General features: G+C 33.6%; 15 protein-coding genes, 1 pseudogene and 1 other annotated feature. Of the genes and pseudogenes, 1 reads left to right on the forward strand and 15 read right to left on the reverse strand.

The window, feature by feature from the left end; genetic code table 11:
* Positions 1-76: pseudogene (locus tag HT671_RS00005) on the forward strand (aminopeptidase); the annotation flags it as partial.
* Between the two features lie 262 nt (positions 77-338).
* Positions 339-569, reverse strand: a binding site (T-box leader).
* A gap of 217 nt (positions 570-786) precedes the next feature.
* Here HT671_RS00005 and HT671_RS00010 read toward each other — a convergent pair.
* The 15 genes from HT671_RS00010 to HT671_RS00080 all read right to left on the reverse strand — a co-directional run bounded on the left by HT671_RS00010 (position 787) and on the right by HT671_RS00080 (position 17,012).
* Entirely contained in the window at positions 787-1,788 is a 1,002-nt protein-coding gene (locus tag HT671_RS00010) for a LacI family DNA-binding transcriptional regulator (protein ID WP_000789949.1), read from the reverse strand.
* A 107-nt stretch (positions 1,789-1,895) separates the two neighbouring features.
* Complete coding sequence (locus HT671_RS00015) at positions 1,896-2,264, reverse strand: hypothetical protein (protein WP_000656285.1); 369 nt, start codon at positions 2,262-2,264, stop codon at positions 1,896-1,898.
* A 95-nt stretch (positions 2,265-2,359) separates the two neighbouring features.
* A complete protein-coding gene (locus HT671_RS00020; RefSeq protein ID WP_000127549.1) occupies positions 2,360-3,070 on the reverse strand; it encodes an MgtC/SapB family protein in 711 nt (236 codons plus the stop codon).
* A 2-nt stretch (positions 3,071-3,072) separates the two neighbouring features.
* A complete protein-coding gene (locus HT671_RS00025; protein ID WP_119947601.1) occupies positions 3,073-4,764 on the reverse strand; it encodes an iron ABC transporter permease in 1,692 nt (563 codons plus the stop codon).
* 11 nt (positions 4,765-4,775) lie between these two features.
* Complete coding sequence (locus tag HT671_RS00030; protein WP_172922985.1) at positions 4,776-5,786, reverse strand: ABC transporter ATP-binding protein; 1,011 nt, start codon at positions 5,784-5,786, stop codon at positions 4,776-4,778.
* Between the two features lie 102 nt (positions 5,787-5,888).
* Entirely contained in the window at positions 5,889-6,956 is a 1,068-nt protein-coding gene (locus tag HT671_RS00035; protein ID WP_172922986.1) for an extracellular solute-binding protein, read from the reverse strand.
* A gap of 24 nt (positions 6,957-6,980) precedes the next feature.
* Positions 6,981-7,640, reverse strand: a complete 660-nt coding sequence (locus HT671_RS00040; RefSeq protein WP_138707342.1) for a DUF1868 domain-containing protein — start codon at positions 7,638-7,640, stop codon at positions 6,981-6,983.
* 180 nt (positions 7,641-7,820) lie between these two features.
* The gene (gene galE, locus HT671_RS00045) at positions 7,821-8,831 is read right to left on the reverse strand and encodes a UDP-glucose 4-epimerase GalE (protein WP_172922987.1); all 1,011 of its coding nucleotides are present in this window, start codon (positions 8,829-8,831) and stop codon (positions 7,821-7,823) included.
* Positions 8,832-8,843: 12 nt separating this feature from the next.
* On the reverse strand, positions 8,844-10,319 hold the full coding sequence (galT, locus tag HT671_RS00050) for a UDP-glucose--hexose-1-phosphate uridylyltransferase (protein ID WP_172922988.1): 1,476 nt from the start codon (positions 10,317-10,319) through the stop codon (positions 8,844-8,846).
* 12 nt (positions 10,320-10,331) lie between these two features.
* Positions 10,332-10,973 (reverse strand): phosphate uptake regulator PhoU, encoded by a 642-nt coding sequence (locus HT671_RS00055; RefSeq protein WP_000945329.1) that lies wholly within the window; start codon positions 10,971-10,973, stop codon positions 10,332-10,334.
* A gap of 57 nt (positions 10,974-11,030) precedes the next feature.
* A complete protein-coding gene (locus HT671_RS00060; RefSeq protein WP_172922989.1) occupies positions 11,031-11,777 on the reverse strand; it encodes a protein phosphatase 2C domain-containing protein in 747 nt (248 codons plus the stop codon).
* On the reverse strand, positions 11,761-13,887 hold the full coding sequence (gene pfbA / locus HT671_RS00065; RefSeq protein ID WP_138703379.1) for a multi-ligand-binding adhesin PfbA: 2,127 nt from the start codon (positions 13,885-13,887) through the stop codon (positions 11,761-11,763). The genes HT671_RS00060 and pfbA overlap by 17 nt, the downstream gene beginning before the upstream one ends.
* Positions 13,888-14,200: 313 nt before the next feature.
* On the reverse strand, positions 14,201-14,431 hold the full coding sequence (locus HT671_RS00070) for a hypothetical protein (RefSeq protein ID WP_001279941.1): 231 nt from the start codon (positions 14,429-14,431) through the stop codon (positions 14,201-14,203).
* Between the two features lie 619 nt (positions 14,432-15,050).
* Positions 15,051-16,277 (reverse strand): DegT/DnrJ/EryC1/StrS aminotransferase family protein, encoded by a 1,227-nt coding sequence (locus tag HT671_RS00075; RefSeq protein WP_166735316.1) that lies wholly within the window; start codon positions 16,275-16,277, stop codon positions 15,051-15,053.
* 42 nt (positions 16,278-16,319) lie between these two features.
* Positions 16,320-17,012: a sugar transferase gene (locus tag HT671_RS00080; RefSeq protein WP_000922205.1), complete on the reverse strand. Its 693-nt coding sequence runs from the start codon at positions 17,010-17,012 to the stop codon at positions 16,320-16,322.
* Positions 17,013-17,131 lie beyond the last annotated feature (119 nt).

Here is a 17,131-nt window from a genome sequence, read left to right on the forward strand (position 1 = left end):
AGAAGAACAAGCTGCCTATGGAGCAGAACCAATCGTACTTGCACCTTGGGATCCAATGGGAGCCTTGGCAGAATAATACTCTTCGAAAATCAAATTCAAACCACGTCAGCTTCGCCTTGCCGTACTCAAGTACAGCCTGCGGATAGTTTCCTAGTTTGCTCTTTGATTTTCATTGAGTATTACTAGCTTTTTCCATATTAATTCAGCTTTTTGTTTATTTTTAGTAACAGGCAAGGAGCTGTAGATAAAACTCAAGTTCATCAAAGCGACTTAAGGCCCTAATAAAAGATAAACAAAATGACGGATAGAAAAAAGCCCACACACGGAATCTACTTCCATGTGAGGGCGTTGGTAACGCGGTGCCACCTCAATTATAAAGGAACTATCTCCTTTACATCTCTGCCTTGTCTAACAACAAGCTGCACTGTAAGGTGTGCGCACCGAATTTTCATTGTTTCAAATTCATTTTTTAAATCAGCCCACTTTCACTACTTCCAACCACCTATTCACAATCACCACAGGCTCCCTGAAGATCAAAAATAGTTACTTTTCTGATTTGTTGAACTTATTTTAATACTTTGTTTTTTCTTTGTCAAGACTTTTTTACGATTTTTTTGAAAATATCATTCGAATGTGACCATGTCTTCCTTAGATCGAACATGAACATGAACATGTCCCACTTGTTAGAAATTGGATCCAACTCAATAGAAACTGAATGGAGGCTAAACAGAACTTATTTTAGAACACTCCATCTTTTCCACTAGGATTTTCAAGAATTAAACAATACTAGAAACTCTGTCTCCTAACAAATTTAGGAGAAACTTCAACAGATGTGACACTTTCCCCTTTAATAATTGCTAAAACACCTTCTATCATTTCTTTAGCCAATTTAACATAATTGGGAGCAATTGTAGACAAAGCTGGAGTATAATACTGAGAAATAGGAATATTATCAAATCCAATGATAGAAATATCATCTGGAATAAGAATTCCTTTCTCATAGCACGCACGAATCAAGCCCTGAACCTTTTCATCTCCTGAAACAAAAATAATGTCCGGATAATTTTGGGTAGTCAAGTGCTGCATTGCATAAGAATAAACTGAATCAATTGTAGATAAGCCATAAATGACTTTTAAATCCATAAAGTAATTTTTATCATTCAGAAAAGAACGCACACCTCTTTCACGATCCTTATTAACATGGGATTCTCCTCCCATAAGCAACCACATATTTTTAAATTTTTCTTCAGTTACAGCTTTCATCATATCATAAGTAGCTTGAAAATTATTATTAGATACATAGACTACTCCAGACGTTTGAGATTCACCGAAAACAAGAAAAGGCATATGGTTCTTCTTTAAATACTGAATTCTGATATCATCTACACTTTCATAAAAAACAATAACACCATCTACTAGGCTACCTGTGCTTGATATAATTGAATTACTAATTGTATCCTCCTCTCCAAAGTACTCAACTATAGCATTAACACCAAATTCTTTACACGTCCGTAACACTTTATCTAACAGCGTATGAAACCAAATTAAAGGAAAAGAGTCGATTTTTTTTACAGAAATCAATATATTTATAGCTTCTTTTTTAGTTAAATTTTTTGCATACGCATTTGGAATATACGACAATTCCTCTATAACTTTTTGAATCGCTTGATAAGTTTCTTCTTTAACATTTACTCCACCATTAATAACTCGTGAAACTGTTTTTGGAGAAAAACCTGATAAACGTGCAATATCATAAATAGTTACCTTTTTCCCATTTATATTTTTCATTTCAGTCCTCCATTACGAACATTCTAATATTACTATACAATATTTAATTTTTTTTAACAAGAGAATTTAGTAAATTATTTAAGATCCACAAATTCACAAAATTAATTTTACAAATATTCTTTCCCTTCAAAAAAGTTTAAATTGCATTTCACACCTTTATTTTTAAGAATGTTTCCAACTTCACGACAAATAAATTCATATGAGAAAAAACTGCCATGAAATTGTAGATTAACTTTTTCAGTAAAATGTGTAGGATTTATAAAAACATATAATAGCCTGTCAATGTAACATTTTAACATAGAGTTAATTTTTTCTTTAAAGATAACATTTGTTATCAACTCATCAGGAGGTAAATGAAAGGCAAACACCATTTCACAAATATCATAAAAAGAAATAAATTTGTATACTTGTATCAAACAATTATTATCAAAATATTCTATTTTACCTAAATCAAAATTGATTTTATAATCTTTCATAAAAACCTCTGAGCAAAAATCTACTCAAAAATTAGATGATTAAAACATCTAAAAAACAAAAGGACAAAAACATCTGTCCCTTTGTTTACTAAATTTCAGCTAATTTCTTCGACATAAATAACACCTACAATATTAGCAATTTCTTCCATCAGTCGAAGATGTTCAAATCTACCTGATAATTCCAGAGTAATAAATGACGCGATTTTTTTGTCTGGAACATCAAAATATTCAATTCTGTCAGAATTAACATCTCCAAATGCAGTTCTAGAATCGGTCATTCTGATACCATTTTCTGCACAATAAACCAATACACGATTATAGGCTTCTGTAGATTTAACCACTATATACAATTCAATCATTTTAGAACGATTTCGTAGATATTTTTTTAGTGGTTGGAACATGGATATCACACCCCAAACAGAAATGGCTACTAAAAGAGCTCCCTCATAAAAACCTACTCCAATAGCTAATCCAATTCCTGCCGAAGCCCAAATGCCGGCTGCAGTTGTTAAACCAGTTATTTTCTTTTTATCTGTAATAAGAATCGTTCCAGCGCCTAGAAAACCAACACCTGATATAACCTGCGCACCTAAGCGTGTAGGATCTCCTGTACCAAATTTATAAGATACGTATTCATTCGTCATCATAATTAAACATGCAGCCAGACAAACAATACTATGTGTACGAATACCTGCTGGTTGAGATTTACTTCCTCTCTCTAAACCAATTACACCACCAATAACTACTGATAAAACAATCCTGACAACTATTTCAATATGTGATAACCCAAGACTAGTGGCTGTCATGATTATTTCCTTACTTTACGCCCCGGTCTTTGTGTGAAGTATAATACAGTTCCAGAAACAATCATCAGAACAATTGTATAAACAAATACCAGAGCTTGTGCATTAGATGTTGCTGTTTCATCACCTGCTGAACGAATAGTTATACCCAGTGGTTGAGCTAATGGATGGTAAAGAAATACAGATAAGTCGAAGTCAGTTAATAAAGAGTTAAAGTTTAAAGCAATAACAGAGAGAACAACCGGTAAAATAAATGGAATGATAACCTTCATCATAGTATAAAAAGGTGAAGCACCCATACTTCTTGCTGCATCTTCCATCTCATCATCAACACTAAATAAAATAGCACGTACCATTCTATAAGAAAATGGGATTTTTACAACTATATATGCAATAAGTAGAATTACCAAACTACCTACCAAAATCTGATTCAAGACAAGAAATTGTGGCTGATTAAAAGTAAATAATAAACTTACTGCTAAAAGTGTACTTGGTAGTAACCAAGGAAGTAGAGCACCATATTCAAATAAGAAATCAAAACGAGATTTATGTTTTCTGACAACACGAGCAAATACAACTGCGAGAATTGTTGCTGTTGTCGCAGCAATAATAGAATAAATAAAGCTGACCAAGAATGGAGAGAATGCCGCACTATTACTAAAGAATAAGCGATAATTTTCTAAAGTAAAGTTTGATAATGTTAAGTTACCTGTTTGAATTGCAACTGGATCTGTAAATGAGTATAATACTATAAAAATTAGTGGAAGCATGAAAACTGTGAACAATCCATATGCTACAATGTGAGCAATGATATTCCAAGGCTTAGACGCAATTTTTTGTTTTTTAAGAGGCGCTTTAGTCTTAGAGATAGAAATATAATTTCCACCTTTTTCTATCTTATTCATGATAGTAAGCAAAATTGTAGTTGCAATACCTAAAATAATTGCAAGTAAGGCAGCTAAATCACGAGAATTCCCCATCCCTGCAAATGTAATAATCATTGGATTTATAGTTTGAAATTCTTTACCACCAACAATCATGGGTGCTGCTACTGCAGATAAACCACTAAGAAAAACCATAATAGTAAGTGCAAATAGAGTTGGAATTAAGGTTGGTAACACTACTTTTCGGAAAACAGTAAATGGTTTTGCTCCCATATTTCGAGCAGCCTCAATAGTGTGATAGTCAACGCTTCGAATTGTATTTGTTAAAAACAATGTATGATTAGCAGTTCCTGAAAATGTCATAATGAATAAGACTGCACCATACCCAATAAACCAGTTAGGGTCTAAAGAAGGGATAATATTTTGTAAAAATTTTGTAATCAATCCATAAGGACCATAGACAAATTTATATCCAGTCGCTAAAACCACTCCTCCATAAATTAAAGAGGTCATATAACCTAATTTTAAAATTTTAGCACCTTTAATATCAAAGTATTCTGTAAATAGAACACAAAGAATACCTACGATATTAACTGTAATAATGAGTGAAAATGCCAACTTAAAACTGTTCATAATACTCTGAAGTGCCCTTTGAGATTTTAGAACACGATGTACAGCATCAAGGGAAAATTCTCCTCCTTTTACAAATACATTCACTACTAGATCAAAGTTTGGATAAATAATAAATGTTACTAAGAACCAGATTAACCCTAAACGAATAAGCCAATCTTTTAAATTTAATTTATGACGCATACTGCACCTCCTTAAAATTGCAGAACGTCTGATGGTGTGATAAATAATTCCACACTTTCTCCGACAGATCTAATAGCAGCCTGACTATCAATACTTGTTACATTAAGAATCTGACTTTCAGAAACTTTTATTGTATAGTGAATTGTAACTCCAGAAAACTCAACATCAATAATTGTCCCTTTTAGAATGAAATCTTGTTCAGTTTCACGATTAAATCGAACTTTCTCTAATCGAATGTATCCTTTTTTATCTTCTAAGAAAACGCTTGCGTTTTTCAGTAATACTTCGTGGACTGTTTCATCGGTCAAAACATTAATATCTCCAATAAAATCACATACAAATTCAGTTTGAGAATTATGATAAATTTCTACTGGTGTACCGACCTGTTCGATGTATCCATTGTTAAAGACTGCAATTCTATCAGATAAAGTCAAGACTTCCTCTTGATCATGAGTAACATATAAAGTAGTAATACCTAACTCTTTTTGAAGTCTTTTCAACTCTTTTCTCAAATCTACACGTAATTTTGCGTCAAGGTTTGACAATGGTTCATCTAGACAAAGAATTTTAGGTTCAAGAACCAGAGCACGAGCCAATGCTACCCTTTGTTGTTGACCCCCAGATAATTCTGATACATTACGCTGTAACTGTTGATCAGAGATCTTAATTTTTGCTGCTACTGCTGATACTTTAGCTTTAATAACATCTGGAGCTACCTTCTTAACTTTTAAACCAAATGCAATATTATCAAAAACAGTCATAGTTGGAAATAGCGCATAAGATTGAAATACAATTCCAATTCCACGCTTTTCAGGTTCCAAATGAGTGACATCTGTTCCATTAACTTCAATACTTCCTGACGATGGATCTAGAAAACCTACCAATGCTCTCAAAGTAGTTGATTTACCACATCCTGAAGGCCCAAGAAATGTAAAGAATTCCCCTTCATGTATATCTAAATTTAGATTATCAATTGCAACAAAATCACCATATTTAATTTGAATATTATCAAATTTAATCATCTCACTAACTCCCTCTATTACTAAACCAAAAGCCTCTCTTTATTTCTTCCTTAAATTTAGAAATAATAGAGAGACTTGGACATAAAAATTAACTCTTATTTCTTATTGTACGTATTCTAATTCAGCTTTTTCTACCCATTCATCCAAATGCTTTCCAACAGCTTCCCAGTCAATATTTTGTGGTTTCACTTGATCAACAAATTTCTTAGTATCTTCTGGTAGCTCTGTTAGGGCATCTTTATTTGCAGGAATAGATCCAAAGTTCTTACTATATTCTACTTGAATTTCTGATTGACCAAACCAATCAATAAATTCTTTAGCTAACGCTTGTTTTTTACTAGTGCTTAAAACCATAGTTTGTTCAGTTACAAATGGTACACCAATCTCAGGAGTCATAACTTTGAATTCAACATTTTGTTCTTTTTGTCCAACTAATGCACCAGAACCCCACATCATTCCATATTGTATTGGATCTTCTTTGTCTAACATCTTAACAATTGAACTTTCTCCCTTTTGAAGAGTGTATGCATTTTTCAAATATTCTTTTGCTGCTTCCCAACCTTTTTCGGAAACACCTAATTCACCTTTATCATCAAGGTATCGAACTAAGATACTTGCTAGAATTGCCCGTCCTGTACCACCTTGAAGACCAGAAATTGAATATTTACCTTTATACTTACTACCTAATTCAGTCCAATCTTTAGGCATTTCTTTTACATCAGGCGCCCCAATTAAAACTAATGGTTGAACAATCACAGGATTATAATAATTATCTTTATCTGATAAAGATTGATCAATTTTATCTAACCATTTAGGCTTGTACTGGACTAGTAATTTTTGATCTCTAATTTTATTTGAATCAACAGCACCAATTCCAAATACCATATCTGCAACTGCATTATTCTTCTCGGCAATAACACGGTCTGCTAATTGAGCACCAGGAATATCAACCATTTTTATATTAAAACCAGCTTCTTTTGCTTTAGCAGTTAACCAATCACCACGACCATTTGAAACTGAGTTCGAATAGATTACTAATTCTTGACTTTTATCAGCTTTTTCTTCAGATGAAGAAGCAGTCGTAGAATTTGAACCTCCAGAGCAAGCAGCAAGTGTAGTAAGAGCAACTCCCGTTGCAAGTACAGTAGACCAAACTTTCATTTTTTTCATGATAAGTTCTCCTTTTTTATTATTTTATTTAAATTTTTCGTGATATGGAACAAATTGTCTCATATCTTCAAATACAGTATAGTCAATACGGTTTACAGTAATAGTTGGAATCTTCTCTAATAAAATTTCAGTTAATTCCGCTCTAACTTTAGTAAACTCTTCTTCCTCCTCTTCGGTTAGAGGAATCCTAAGATACCCAATTGAAATATGGAATTGATATCTATCATGATTAGGGAAACGAACACCTGCTTTTTCTGAGACATAAGTACGAATTTCTTCTAATCTCTTTGCAGAAGCTTCATCTGCAGGTTCAACTAGTATGTTTTGTTTTCCCATTTCAGTTATACGCATATGAATTTCTTCATCCAACAATGGAAAAATTTCAAGTTGTTTAGCAAAGTAATCATGTATTTCCTGTAAAGGTGTATCTAGAGGAAGATTACTGCTCCAAAACTCCGTTTCACGATTTTCATGGCACAACAATTCAATTACAGTCATGTGAATAGAATTCCTTGGAGTTAAAGTAAACTTATCGATAAATGGTAATTCTCTATAACGTAATTGAATAATATCAACAACTTCCATCAAATCTTGTTTAGTATAAAGATTTGCTACAACTGTATTCCCAGGGAAATGATTAAATTCCCCATTCTCTTTGAACTTAATTTTTGTTAAGTTTTTCATATAAAGACCTTCTTTTTTTATATTTGACATCGGTGTCATCATGTTTACATTATACAATGAAATCGTTTCCTTTGTCAAGCGCTTTCAAACATTTTTTTTAATTTATCTTTCATTAAATATGCATTTCATTAAAAGGTTAAGTAATTTTTCCAAAATACAGCACTCATATAGACAGTATCATCAATTATAGCCATTGGGTTTTTTTGATTGCCAATTCCATGTATCTCTACACATGTCTTCAATCGATTTTGTTGTCCTCCAATTTAATTCCTTATATGCTTTGTCTGCATTTGCATAACAAGTTGCAACGTCTCCTGAACGTCTTGGAACTATTTTATAAGGAATAGGGATCTTATTAACACTTTCAAATGTATTTACAAGTTGTAATACACTAGTGCCTTCTCCCGAGCCTAGGTTATAGATATAAACATCTGTTTTTTCAGATACTTTTTCTAAAGCTTTTATATGTCCTATTGCTAAATCTACTACATGGATATAATCACGCACACCAGTACCATCAAGCGTATCATAATCATTTCCGAACACACTTAGCTCTGACAGCTTACCTACCGCTACTTGTGCAATATAAGGCATCAAGTTGTTAGGAATTCCTGAGGGATCTTCCCCAATAAGCCCAGACTCATGAGCACCAATTGGATTGAAATAACGAAGCAACGCAATACTCCATTCTGAATCTGCCACATGAACATCTTTTAAAATTTGCTCAAGCATCACTTTCGTATACCCATAAGGATTTGTCGCACTTGTTTGCATCGTCTCAATTAGAGGTGACTGATTGTTAATTCCATATACAGTCGCACTTGAAGAAAAGACAATCTTTTTAACATTAAATTCTGACATCACTTCAACAAGTGCCAATGTACTCATAATATTATTTTTGTAGTACATCACAGGCTTTTGCACGGATTCTCCGACAGCTTTATAACCTGCAAAATGAATTGCAGCATCAATCGATTCTTGTTCAAATACCTTTCTCAATGCTTGTTTATCACAAACATCTAATTCGTAAAACACAGGACGTATTCCTGTAATTGCTTCAATACGGTCTAGCACCAAGATGCTAGAATTCGAAAGGTTGTCGACAATGATAACTTCCTTTCCTAAATTTAGTAATTCTACTACGGTATGGCTACCAATATAACCAGCTCCGCCTGTTACCAATATTGCCATTTGGGTTTCCTCCTAATTAATTCCAACCGACTTAACAAATCTCATAAACGCTTCATGCCCAGACGGTGTATTCTTATAAACTCCTGCATCTTCCAGAACTCTCGCAAATGCTTGTCCTACTTCGTGTTGAACTACGCTATTAACCTCTTCTTTTTTAATGTTAGGATATTTTTCTTTCAATTGGTCGGCCCATTCTAAATGATAATCCGCAATTGCGTTTTCCTCTCCTAAAAGATATTTTCCAACTTCTTCTAACTCTGGTTTCAAACGAGGTGGTAATATCGCAAGTCCCATCACTTCGATTAATCCGATATTTTCCTTTTTAATATGTTGTACATCTTGATGAGGATGGAAAACACCATCTGGGTATTGTTCAGTAGTATGATTATCTCTTAGAACAATATCTAATTCATATCTCCCGTCCACTTTACGAGCAATAGGAGTCACCGTATGGTGTGGGACATCTTCAGTCATAGCAATGATGTCTACTTCTAAATCTGAATATTCTCTCCACTTATTTAGAATTTTAGTAGCTAAATCTAACAAGCGATTTTTATTTTCACTTTGTAACCTAATTACTGACATTGGCCATTTTACAATACCAGCATTAATATCCTCAAAGTCTTTAAAACAAAATTCACTCTCAAATTTTGCTTTTTCCATTGGGAAAATATATTTCCCTCCCTGATAGTGGTTATGACTAAGAATGGAGCCTCCTGAGATAGGAAGATCAGAATTTGAACCAGCAAAATATCCTGGCAAAATATCAACAATCTCCAATAATTGTTCAAATGTTTTAGAGGTAATAGCCATTGGTACATGTTGACTATTCAAAAATATCGCATGCTCATTAAAGTATGAGTAGGGAGAATACTGGAATCCCCATACTTCGTCACCAAGTTTCAACCGAATAATTCTATGATTCGAACGTGCTGGATAATTTATTCGCCCCTGATATCCTTCATTTTCCATACATAGTAAACATTTGGGATAATTAGTTGCTTTTACTAATTTTTCAGCAGCAATTGTTTTTGGATCTTTTTCGGGTTTTGACAAATTTATCGTAATCTCTAGCTCTCCGTATTTAGTTGATGCTCTAAACTCAATATTCTTAGCAATAGCAGAAGTTTTAATATAATCACTATCTTTACTTAACTTATAAAACTCTTCAACTGCTTCTTGAGGTGATATATCATATGAACTCCAAAAAATATCATTTAATCGACTAGGTAAAGGAACTATGAAATTCATTAACTCTGCTCCTAAACATTCCTTTTCCTCGATTAAATCTTTAATTTTACCGTTTTTTAAGGCGATTTCCACTAAGTAATCTTTTATTTGTTTCAGGTCATTTTCATCGGAAATGCGATCAGTTCCCTCCTCACCTATTAACGCTAATACTCTATTTTTCACATATATTTTGTCAATTTCATTATACATTCCGTATTCAATTACTCTATCAACAAAATTATCAATAATTGTTTTCATATATTTTTCTTTCTAATTTATGTTCCCATATTTTCTATACATTATCCATTTATAAATTGCTTGCGTAGTATGAGCAATTTTATCAAGGTGATGAATAATATCTAAAGCACCAATTACTTCAGAAACATTCCCATCATCTTCAAATATGTAATTCATTATTTTCTTTTCAATATTTATACTAAGCTCTTCTATCTCATTCTGTTTTTGTATAACAACCATATCTAAACATCCAGATTGTTCCTCTCTATAACAAGATATAGCCCTATTCATATGCTGTCCGATAACTTCATGAAGTATTTTTATTTCTGAAATAATTTTCTTCAAATTTTCATTATTTTGAATAATCTGTAGATTTTTTAAAATTTCAACAATTCTATCCCCAATACGTTCAATGTCAGTTGATATTTTTATTACACTAATAATTCTTCTTAAGTCATATGAAACAGGATGTTGTAAACAAATTAACTCAAATCCTTTTTTATCAATATTTAGAACTGACTCATTTATGATTAAATCTTCTTTAATCAATTCTACTCGTTCTTCATTTGATAAATATTCAAATAACTTCTCATATTTATCAAGCACAGATACCCAAATGGTCTCTAAATTATTTGATAATTCTATAATTTCATTTTCTAAATATAACCTTAACATTTAGGTACCTCTTCTTAACAAAGTTCAATAGTAACAATTAATATTTTAAACAATATATCAAACATCAATAACTAGAATACTTGCATCATCCTTCTTTCCATAGATTGGATCAATAGCAGAAGAATTAAATCTCATCTTAATTAACTCTTCAAAAGTTTTATTTTGATTATTTTGATAGAATTCATAAAAGCCATCGCTCATTAAAACAATTTGTTCACTAGTAACATCTATTTGATTAATAATAGCATGGTCTAAAAATCTCTCATCCAACGAACCTATCCAGTACCCACTCGGTTGATTAGATAATTTTCTGATTTTTTGTAAAATAATTTTTTTATTTAAAACACTATTTGTACCAATTGAATCTTTTATCTCATTTTTCCCTTTTTCAAATAAGTTATCTACTCTATGATCAGTTATTTCCATTTCGTTTACTAACATGACGCAGTCACCTAGCATCATATACTCCAACTTTTTTTCTGAAAGTTTAGCAAATATAAAAGCAAATATTGGTAAGCGATAATACTCTGTTAATTCATATGAGTTTAAACCGATTTCATCTTTAACCTCGAGTAAAGCAGTTTCAAATATTTGTTTAAGAGTTTTTGATTCTTTACAATTAACCGACAAACTTTCTGATAAAATATGTACAACTTCTGAGACTGAATAACCTATCTCCTCTTTAGAATTATATAAATCTGTAGCTCCATCAATAATCCAAAAATACTGATTTTGTGAACCTACAGCATCCTCATTTTCTACGGAACTTCCTTGTATCGAACAAATTTTATTTATCTTTACCATAATACTTCAACCCTTTTAGTGTCAAAAGTAAACCAATTCCTGTCACTGTTAAGAATAGTTCCATAATCTTGTTCGAACCAGTCTTTGGTAATTTTTGTTTTACATCTACTATTTCTTTAGATTTATTAATATGATTTTCAGTTTCTCTGCCATCTCCAACTATTTTATAGTTTACTTCTTCTGTCTTATTATCTTGTTTATTGTCGATCTTGTCATTCATTTGTCTATTATCTTTACTTGAGTTAAACTCTCCGTTCTTCTGGTTACTATCAATTACATTATTTGAATTAGATTGTTTTTCCTCTTTGTTTTTTTCTTTTTCGTTTTTATCACTTAAATTATTTGTTACAATTTTGTAAAGCCCATTCTCCGTTACAATATTGAAATTACCATCGCTATCACGTATAACAGGTTCTTTCTCATTTGCATTAGATTTGATGAATGATATATACTTACCGGATAAATTGTAAAATTGGTTATTTAAAACGGTTATTTTACCCTTTGAATCCTCAATAACAATTCCTTCTTTACCACCGAATATACTATTCTCTGAGACTACTAAATTATCACTAACTCGTAATAATTCAATATTTGGTTGTTCTGTTTCCTTAGAATTATTATTAATTACATTTTTTGTTACAGTAATATCTGATACTTTTCCTAAATATTCTGCACTATCTTTTGCAACTCGTATCGCTTTTGTTTTAGGATCGGCAATATTAAATATATTTTCGGCGATAACCACCTGTTTATTTAAATCTAATAGGTCTTTAGTGTTTTTATAGCTATAAGCATTTACTAAAGCTGCTCCGCTTTCTCGATAATGTACACTCTCTCCTTTAACTTTCTTATCAAAGCGATTTCCTTTGATTAATACATCAGTGAATCCTGTAAAACGTACACCTGCATACATCATGTTATCAAAATGATTATTTAAAATTTTAATATTAGAGGGGTTCTGTGTCGACAATGTTTGATAGTGTGTGCCAATTGCTGTTACTAATTCCCCAGATTTATCACTTTTGCCAAAATAGGAATTTTGAATAGTCACATTTTCAGATTTTTTCCCATCATCATTCAAGGCATAAGGAAAACCTTTTCTAGTTAATGGTTCAATCTGAATGCTCTCCTTACTTATGATTTGCCCATCTTTCATCGTTTTGGGTAAAGCTTGACCAAGAAAACGAGAATTATCAACTAATACATTTTTCGAACCTGCAATTTGAATAGCATGCCCTTGATAACTATCCTTGAATGTTACATTTTTTATAGTTACGTTATTTGAATTCCCAATAGCAAATGCACCTGAAGAATTTATAAGTGGTAGATTTTTTGCTTTAGTTCCTTCTTCATTCAAAGCACCGTTCATATCAATCGTACCACCAGAATAACTAATATCTTCTGTTGGGCCCCATTCTACTTGCGCACCATCATCCGTAAATAAACCTGTCATAAAAACAATGGAAGGGTGATTCTTAATATTTATACCATTTAGAATTGTAGCTTTCTCATTCAATTCTAAGTGTGTATGACTTTTTAAAAAAACAATTTCTTTTACTAAATAAGTTCCTTCAGGAAAATATACATTTCCTCCACCTAGCCCTTGAGCTGCAGCATCTATTGCATCTTGAATTGCTTGTCGATCATCATGAATCCCATCACCTACCGCACCATAATCTTTTACACTTAAAGCAGTATCTTCAAATTCTTTTTTGATAATTCTGTCACTTATAACATCTTCCTTATAACTCTTATTTTCATTAGTAGATGTTACTGTAGATTCAACTGTTCTGTTGTCTAATTGTGAATTGGAACGAATAGTACCATTAGAGCTGATACTATTAAGACTTAACGAATTATCTAAACCATTAGTGGTTGAATTAGAGGCAATCATTTCAGCAGAACGATTCTGATTAACAGTTGGTGAATTATCTAAATCATTAGTAATTGCATTAGAAGACTCTTTTGTAGCCATCGGTGAAGAACTAGTAACAACTTCATCCGATAAAATACCTTGGCTTCCCAAAATTGAAATTGCCAATAGTACCGAGCAAGTCCCCACCTTTAATTTACGAATACTGAATACCTCATTAGGAACAAAATATTTCATCAGAACCTCCAATTTTTTTTACTATTTTTAACAATTGATTATTACTTTTCTTAAAATAGATAGAATGACACCGCTGTCATTATCTTTATCATATATTTTCCAAATTGAATTGTCAAGGAATAACACAAGAAAATATTAAAATTTATACTCTTCGGAAATCTCTTCAAACTAGGTCAGTGCCGCCTTGCCCTAAGTCTAGGTTACTGACTTGGTCAGTTCTATAGTAGACTGAAACTAAAATAGTACACCTCTACTTCTAAAACATTGTTAGAAATCGATTTGACTGTCCTAATCGATTTGTCCTATTCTTATTTCATTTTACTATATCTACAACCTCAAAGCAGGGTTTTGAGCTATCTATGGCCAACTTCCTAGTTTGCTCTTTAGCCTTCCATTCAAAAGTGATGCTATCTTTCTTAGCTTGAATATAAAATATCCCATTTACTATATTTAAATTTGTTGATATGTTGTAAATTATAAATGAAAGAACAAATATCTTGTCATACAAGCATTCGCCAGGGATATTTACATGAATATCGCTCATATGGCGGATTGAAACTAAAACACTACAATATATTTCTTAAATAGACCTTCTATAAAAGCTAGATTTAACCTCGATAAAAATAGATGCAGTGCTTCTAAAATACTGGAATAGGGCATATAGGTAATCGTAGACAAGTGTTTTATAGATTGTCTCGCGGGAGATCTAATGATGTATAGCAAGCATCACTAAACGTATAGAATATTTGTATTATTACAATATCAATATGCTATAAATTCTATCATGCAAAAGAATGACTAGAACATGAAAGACAGGCACAAAACTTTGAACAATATTCTGAAAACAAAAAAAGACGCGAGTTTCCACAATCTCACTCATGGAAACTCACGTCTTTCAAAAAATAGGGTGAATTGAAAACTAGAACAAGACACTAGATTTTCTAAATGATGTCTAGTAAGGATTCTAAATGCTACACTAAATTGCTCACATCTTATTTCAAACCACGGGACTCCCACAAGAAAGGAAAATCCTATAAAAATTCTCTCTCTGAGGAGAAAGGGGCCTCAACTACAGGTGTAAACTATTATCAATTGAAAACAACAGTTTTTACACTCAATTAGACTTTTTAGGGACAGTATTACTTTCGCTTGTCTGTAGTTTGTCATTTTTTTGATAAAGTTAGTACTTTTTCAGAAACTGTTTTGAAAGTCTCAATGATATAGTCCACTTCTTCATCGCTTAATTTAGTGTGAAGAGGGAGCGTAATTTCATTCTCAAAGAAGGCATAGGCCTTAGGATAGTTCGTCATATCAAAGCCAAGATTCTTATAGGCTGTCAAGAGCGGAAGCGGTTTGTAGTGAACATTACTTGCAATTCCTGCTTTAGCCAATTCTTGGATGATGAGGTTGCGTTCTTCTAGGCTTGCTCCTTCTACACGGGTGATGTAGAGGTGGCAGCATGATTCAACTGTATCAGTCTTGTGTGCCAATGGATGGATACGAGAACCTGCAAAACCACGATCATAACGGTCCACGATGTCCTTACGACGTTGTAGCAAACTTGCGTAACGGTCCAATTGTACCAAACCAAGCGAAGCCATGATATCGGTCATATTGCACTTGTAGGCTGGTGTGACAATATCGTATTCCCAAGAACCCAGTTGCATCTTAGCAAGAGCATCCTTAGTTTGCCCGTGAAGGGAAAGGATTTGGAATTCCTTGTACATCTCTTCGTCGTCAATCGCTGGATTGGCCTTCCAAGTCGCACTTCCACCTTCTGCCGTTGTAAAGTTCTTAACGGCATGGAATGAGAAGGAAGTAAAGTCAGCGATAGAACCAGCCGGTTGTCCTTTATAAGTAGATCCCAAAGCATGGGCACTATCAGAGACAATGACAATACGGTTAAAGATCTTTTGCCACTTGCTTGACGCTACAAACAAGTCACGTTTCTTCTCCACAACTTGGAACAAACGGTCATAGTCACAAACAATCCCTGCAAGTTCTACTGGGATAATCACTTTAGTCTTTTCAGTAATGGCTTGCTCAAGCAGGTCATAGTCCATCTCAAACGTATCTGCTTGGATATCCACCATGACAGGGGTTGCTCCCACGTGCGTAATGACACTACATGAAGCCGTATAGGTCATGGCTGGAACGATGACTTCATCACCAGGTCCCACTTCCAAAACGCGTAAAATCAACTCCAGAGCAGCTGTCGCAGAGTTGAGACAAACAGTCTTAGGTGTCTGTGTGTAAAGAGACAAGCGGCGCTCCAGTTCTTTTGTTTTAGGACCTGTTGTGATCCAACCAGAACGCAGGGTATCCGCTACTTCAGCAATTTCTGCTTCTGTGATATCAGGCGGTGAAAATGGAATATTGTAATTTGGCATTGATTTGCTCCTTTTATCTGTACTCATTTTCTTATGACTACTTTATTTTAGTACCTCAAACACGGTTTGAAACATGATTTTGATGTCCCCAAGGAAACTAAACTCTCGGAGATAGGCGAGGTTATAGCGCATCTTTTCAGGAAGAACATGCTCCACATAGGCCTGATCAACTGACAGACCTTTCTCCGTCATTTGACTGATGATGGTGTCCTCATCCTTGTAGTTGATGCTGGCTGGAGAGGTAATCCCTGCTTGCAAGAGCAAGGTTGCCATCATTTCAGGGCTATACTGCTCTGTATAACGTGGCACTTCAGGTCGTGTACCGACAAAGGACATCTCACCTTTCAGGACATTGACCAACTGAGGCAGTTCGTCCAAACGGACACGTCGGATGAAATTGCCAACCTTGGTAATGCGGCTATCGTTAGCAGAAGTCACCAGACTTCCTTTTTTATCCGCATCCGTCACCATGGTACGGAACTTCCAAATCTTGAACCGACGGTTGTACTGGGTCACACGCTCTTGCTTGTAAATCACTGGCCCCTTGCTATCCAACTTGATCCAAATGCTCAAGATGAGAAAGATGGGAGAGGTCAGAACCAGTAAGACCAAGGCCAAAACCCAGTCCAAGCAACGCTTGAAAATCAGCGAACCCTTCCTTTTAGAGACAAGCTGGTAGTAAGACTCAACCTCACTTGATTTCATTTCCACAGGCAAGTCTTCCCATTTCAGCATGCTGTTCTCCTTTGTTTTTATTATACTATTTGTCAACATTTTTCATTATACCACAAAATGGAAAAGGCGGTGAAAGAAATCTGTAATTTGAAGGATTTCCTTCCCGACTTTATCACTTA

It is taken from the genome of Streptococcus sp. 2741 (genome assembly GCF_013276315.1).
GTDB lineage: Bacteria > Bacillota > Bacilli > Lactobacillales > Streptococcaceae > Streptococcus > Streptococcus pseudopneumoniae.

What these genes read in the sequence shown, in the direction of transcription:
- HT671_RS00010 (WP_000789949.1), bottom strand. Translation starts at nt 1,788, where the DNA reads ATGAAAAATATAAATGGGAAAAAGGTAACTATTTATGATATTGCACGT.
- HT671_RS00015 (WP_000656285.1), bottom strand. Translation starts at nt 2,264, where the DNA reads ATGAAAGATTATAAAATCAATTTTGATTTAGGTAAAATAGAATATTTT.
- HT671_RS00020 (WP_000127549.1), bottom strand. Translation starts at nt 3,070, where the DNA reads ATGACAGCCACTAGTCTTGGGTTATCACATATTGAAATAGTTGTCAGG.
- HT671_RS00025 (WP_119947601.1), bottom strand. Translation starts at nt 4,764, where the DNA reads ATGCGTCATAAATTAAATTTAAAAGATTGGCTTATTCGTTTAGGGTTA.
- HT671_RS00030 (WP_172922985.1), bottom strand. Translation starts at nt 5,786, where the DNA reads ATGATTAAATTTGATAATATTCAAATTAAATATGGTGATTTTGTTGCA.
- HT671_RS00035 (WP_172922986.1), bottom strand. Translation starts at nt 6,956, where the DNA reads ATGAAAAAAATGAAAGTTTGGTCTACTGTACTTGCAACGGGAGTTGCT.
- HT671_RS00040 (WP_138707342.1), bottom strand. Translation starts at nt 7,640, where the DNA reads ATGAAAAACTTAACAAAAATTAAGTTCAAAGAGAATGGGGAATTTAAT.
- galE (WP_172922987.1), bottom strand. Translation starts at nt 8,831, where the DNA reads ATGGCAATATTGGTAACAGGCGGAGCTGGTTATATTGGTAGCCATACC.
- galT (WP_172922988.1), bottom strand. Translation starts at nt 10,319, where the DNA reads ATGAAAACAATTATTGATAATTTTGTTGATAGAGTAATTGAATACGGA.
- HT671_RS00055 (WP_000945329.1), bottom strand. Translation starts at nt 10,973, where the DNA reads ATGTTAAGGTTATATTTAGAAAATGAAATTATAGAATTATCAAATAAT.
- HT671_RS00060 (WP_172922989.1), bottom strand. Translation starts at nt 11,777, where the DNA reads ATGGTAAAGATAAATAAAATTTGTTCGATACAAGGAAGTTCCGTAGAA.
- pfbA (WP_138703379.1), bottom strand. Translation starts at nt 13,887, where the DNA reads ATGAAATATTTTGTTCCTAATGAGGTATTCAGTATTCGTAAATTAAAG.
- HT671_RS00070 (WP_001279941.1), bottom strand. Translation starts at nt 14,431, where the DNA reads ATGAGCGATATTCATGTAAATATCCCTGGCGAATGCTTGTATGACAAG.
- HT671_RS00075 (WP_166735316.1), bottom strand. Translation starts at nt 16,277, where the DNA reads ATGCCAAATTACAATATTCCATTTTCACCGCCTGATATCACAGAAGCA.
- HT671_RS00080 (WP_000922205.1), bottom strand. Translation starts at nt 17,012, where the DNA reads ATGCTGAAATGGGAAGACTTGCCTGTGGAAATGAAATCAAGTGAGGTT.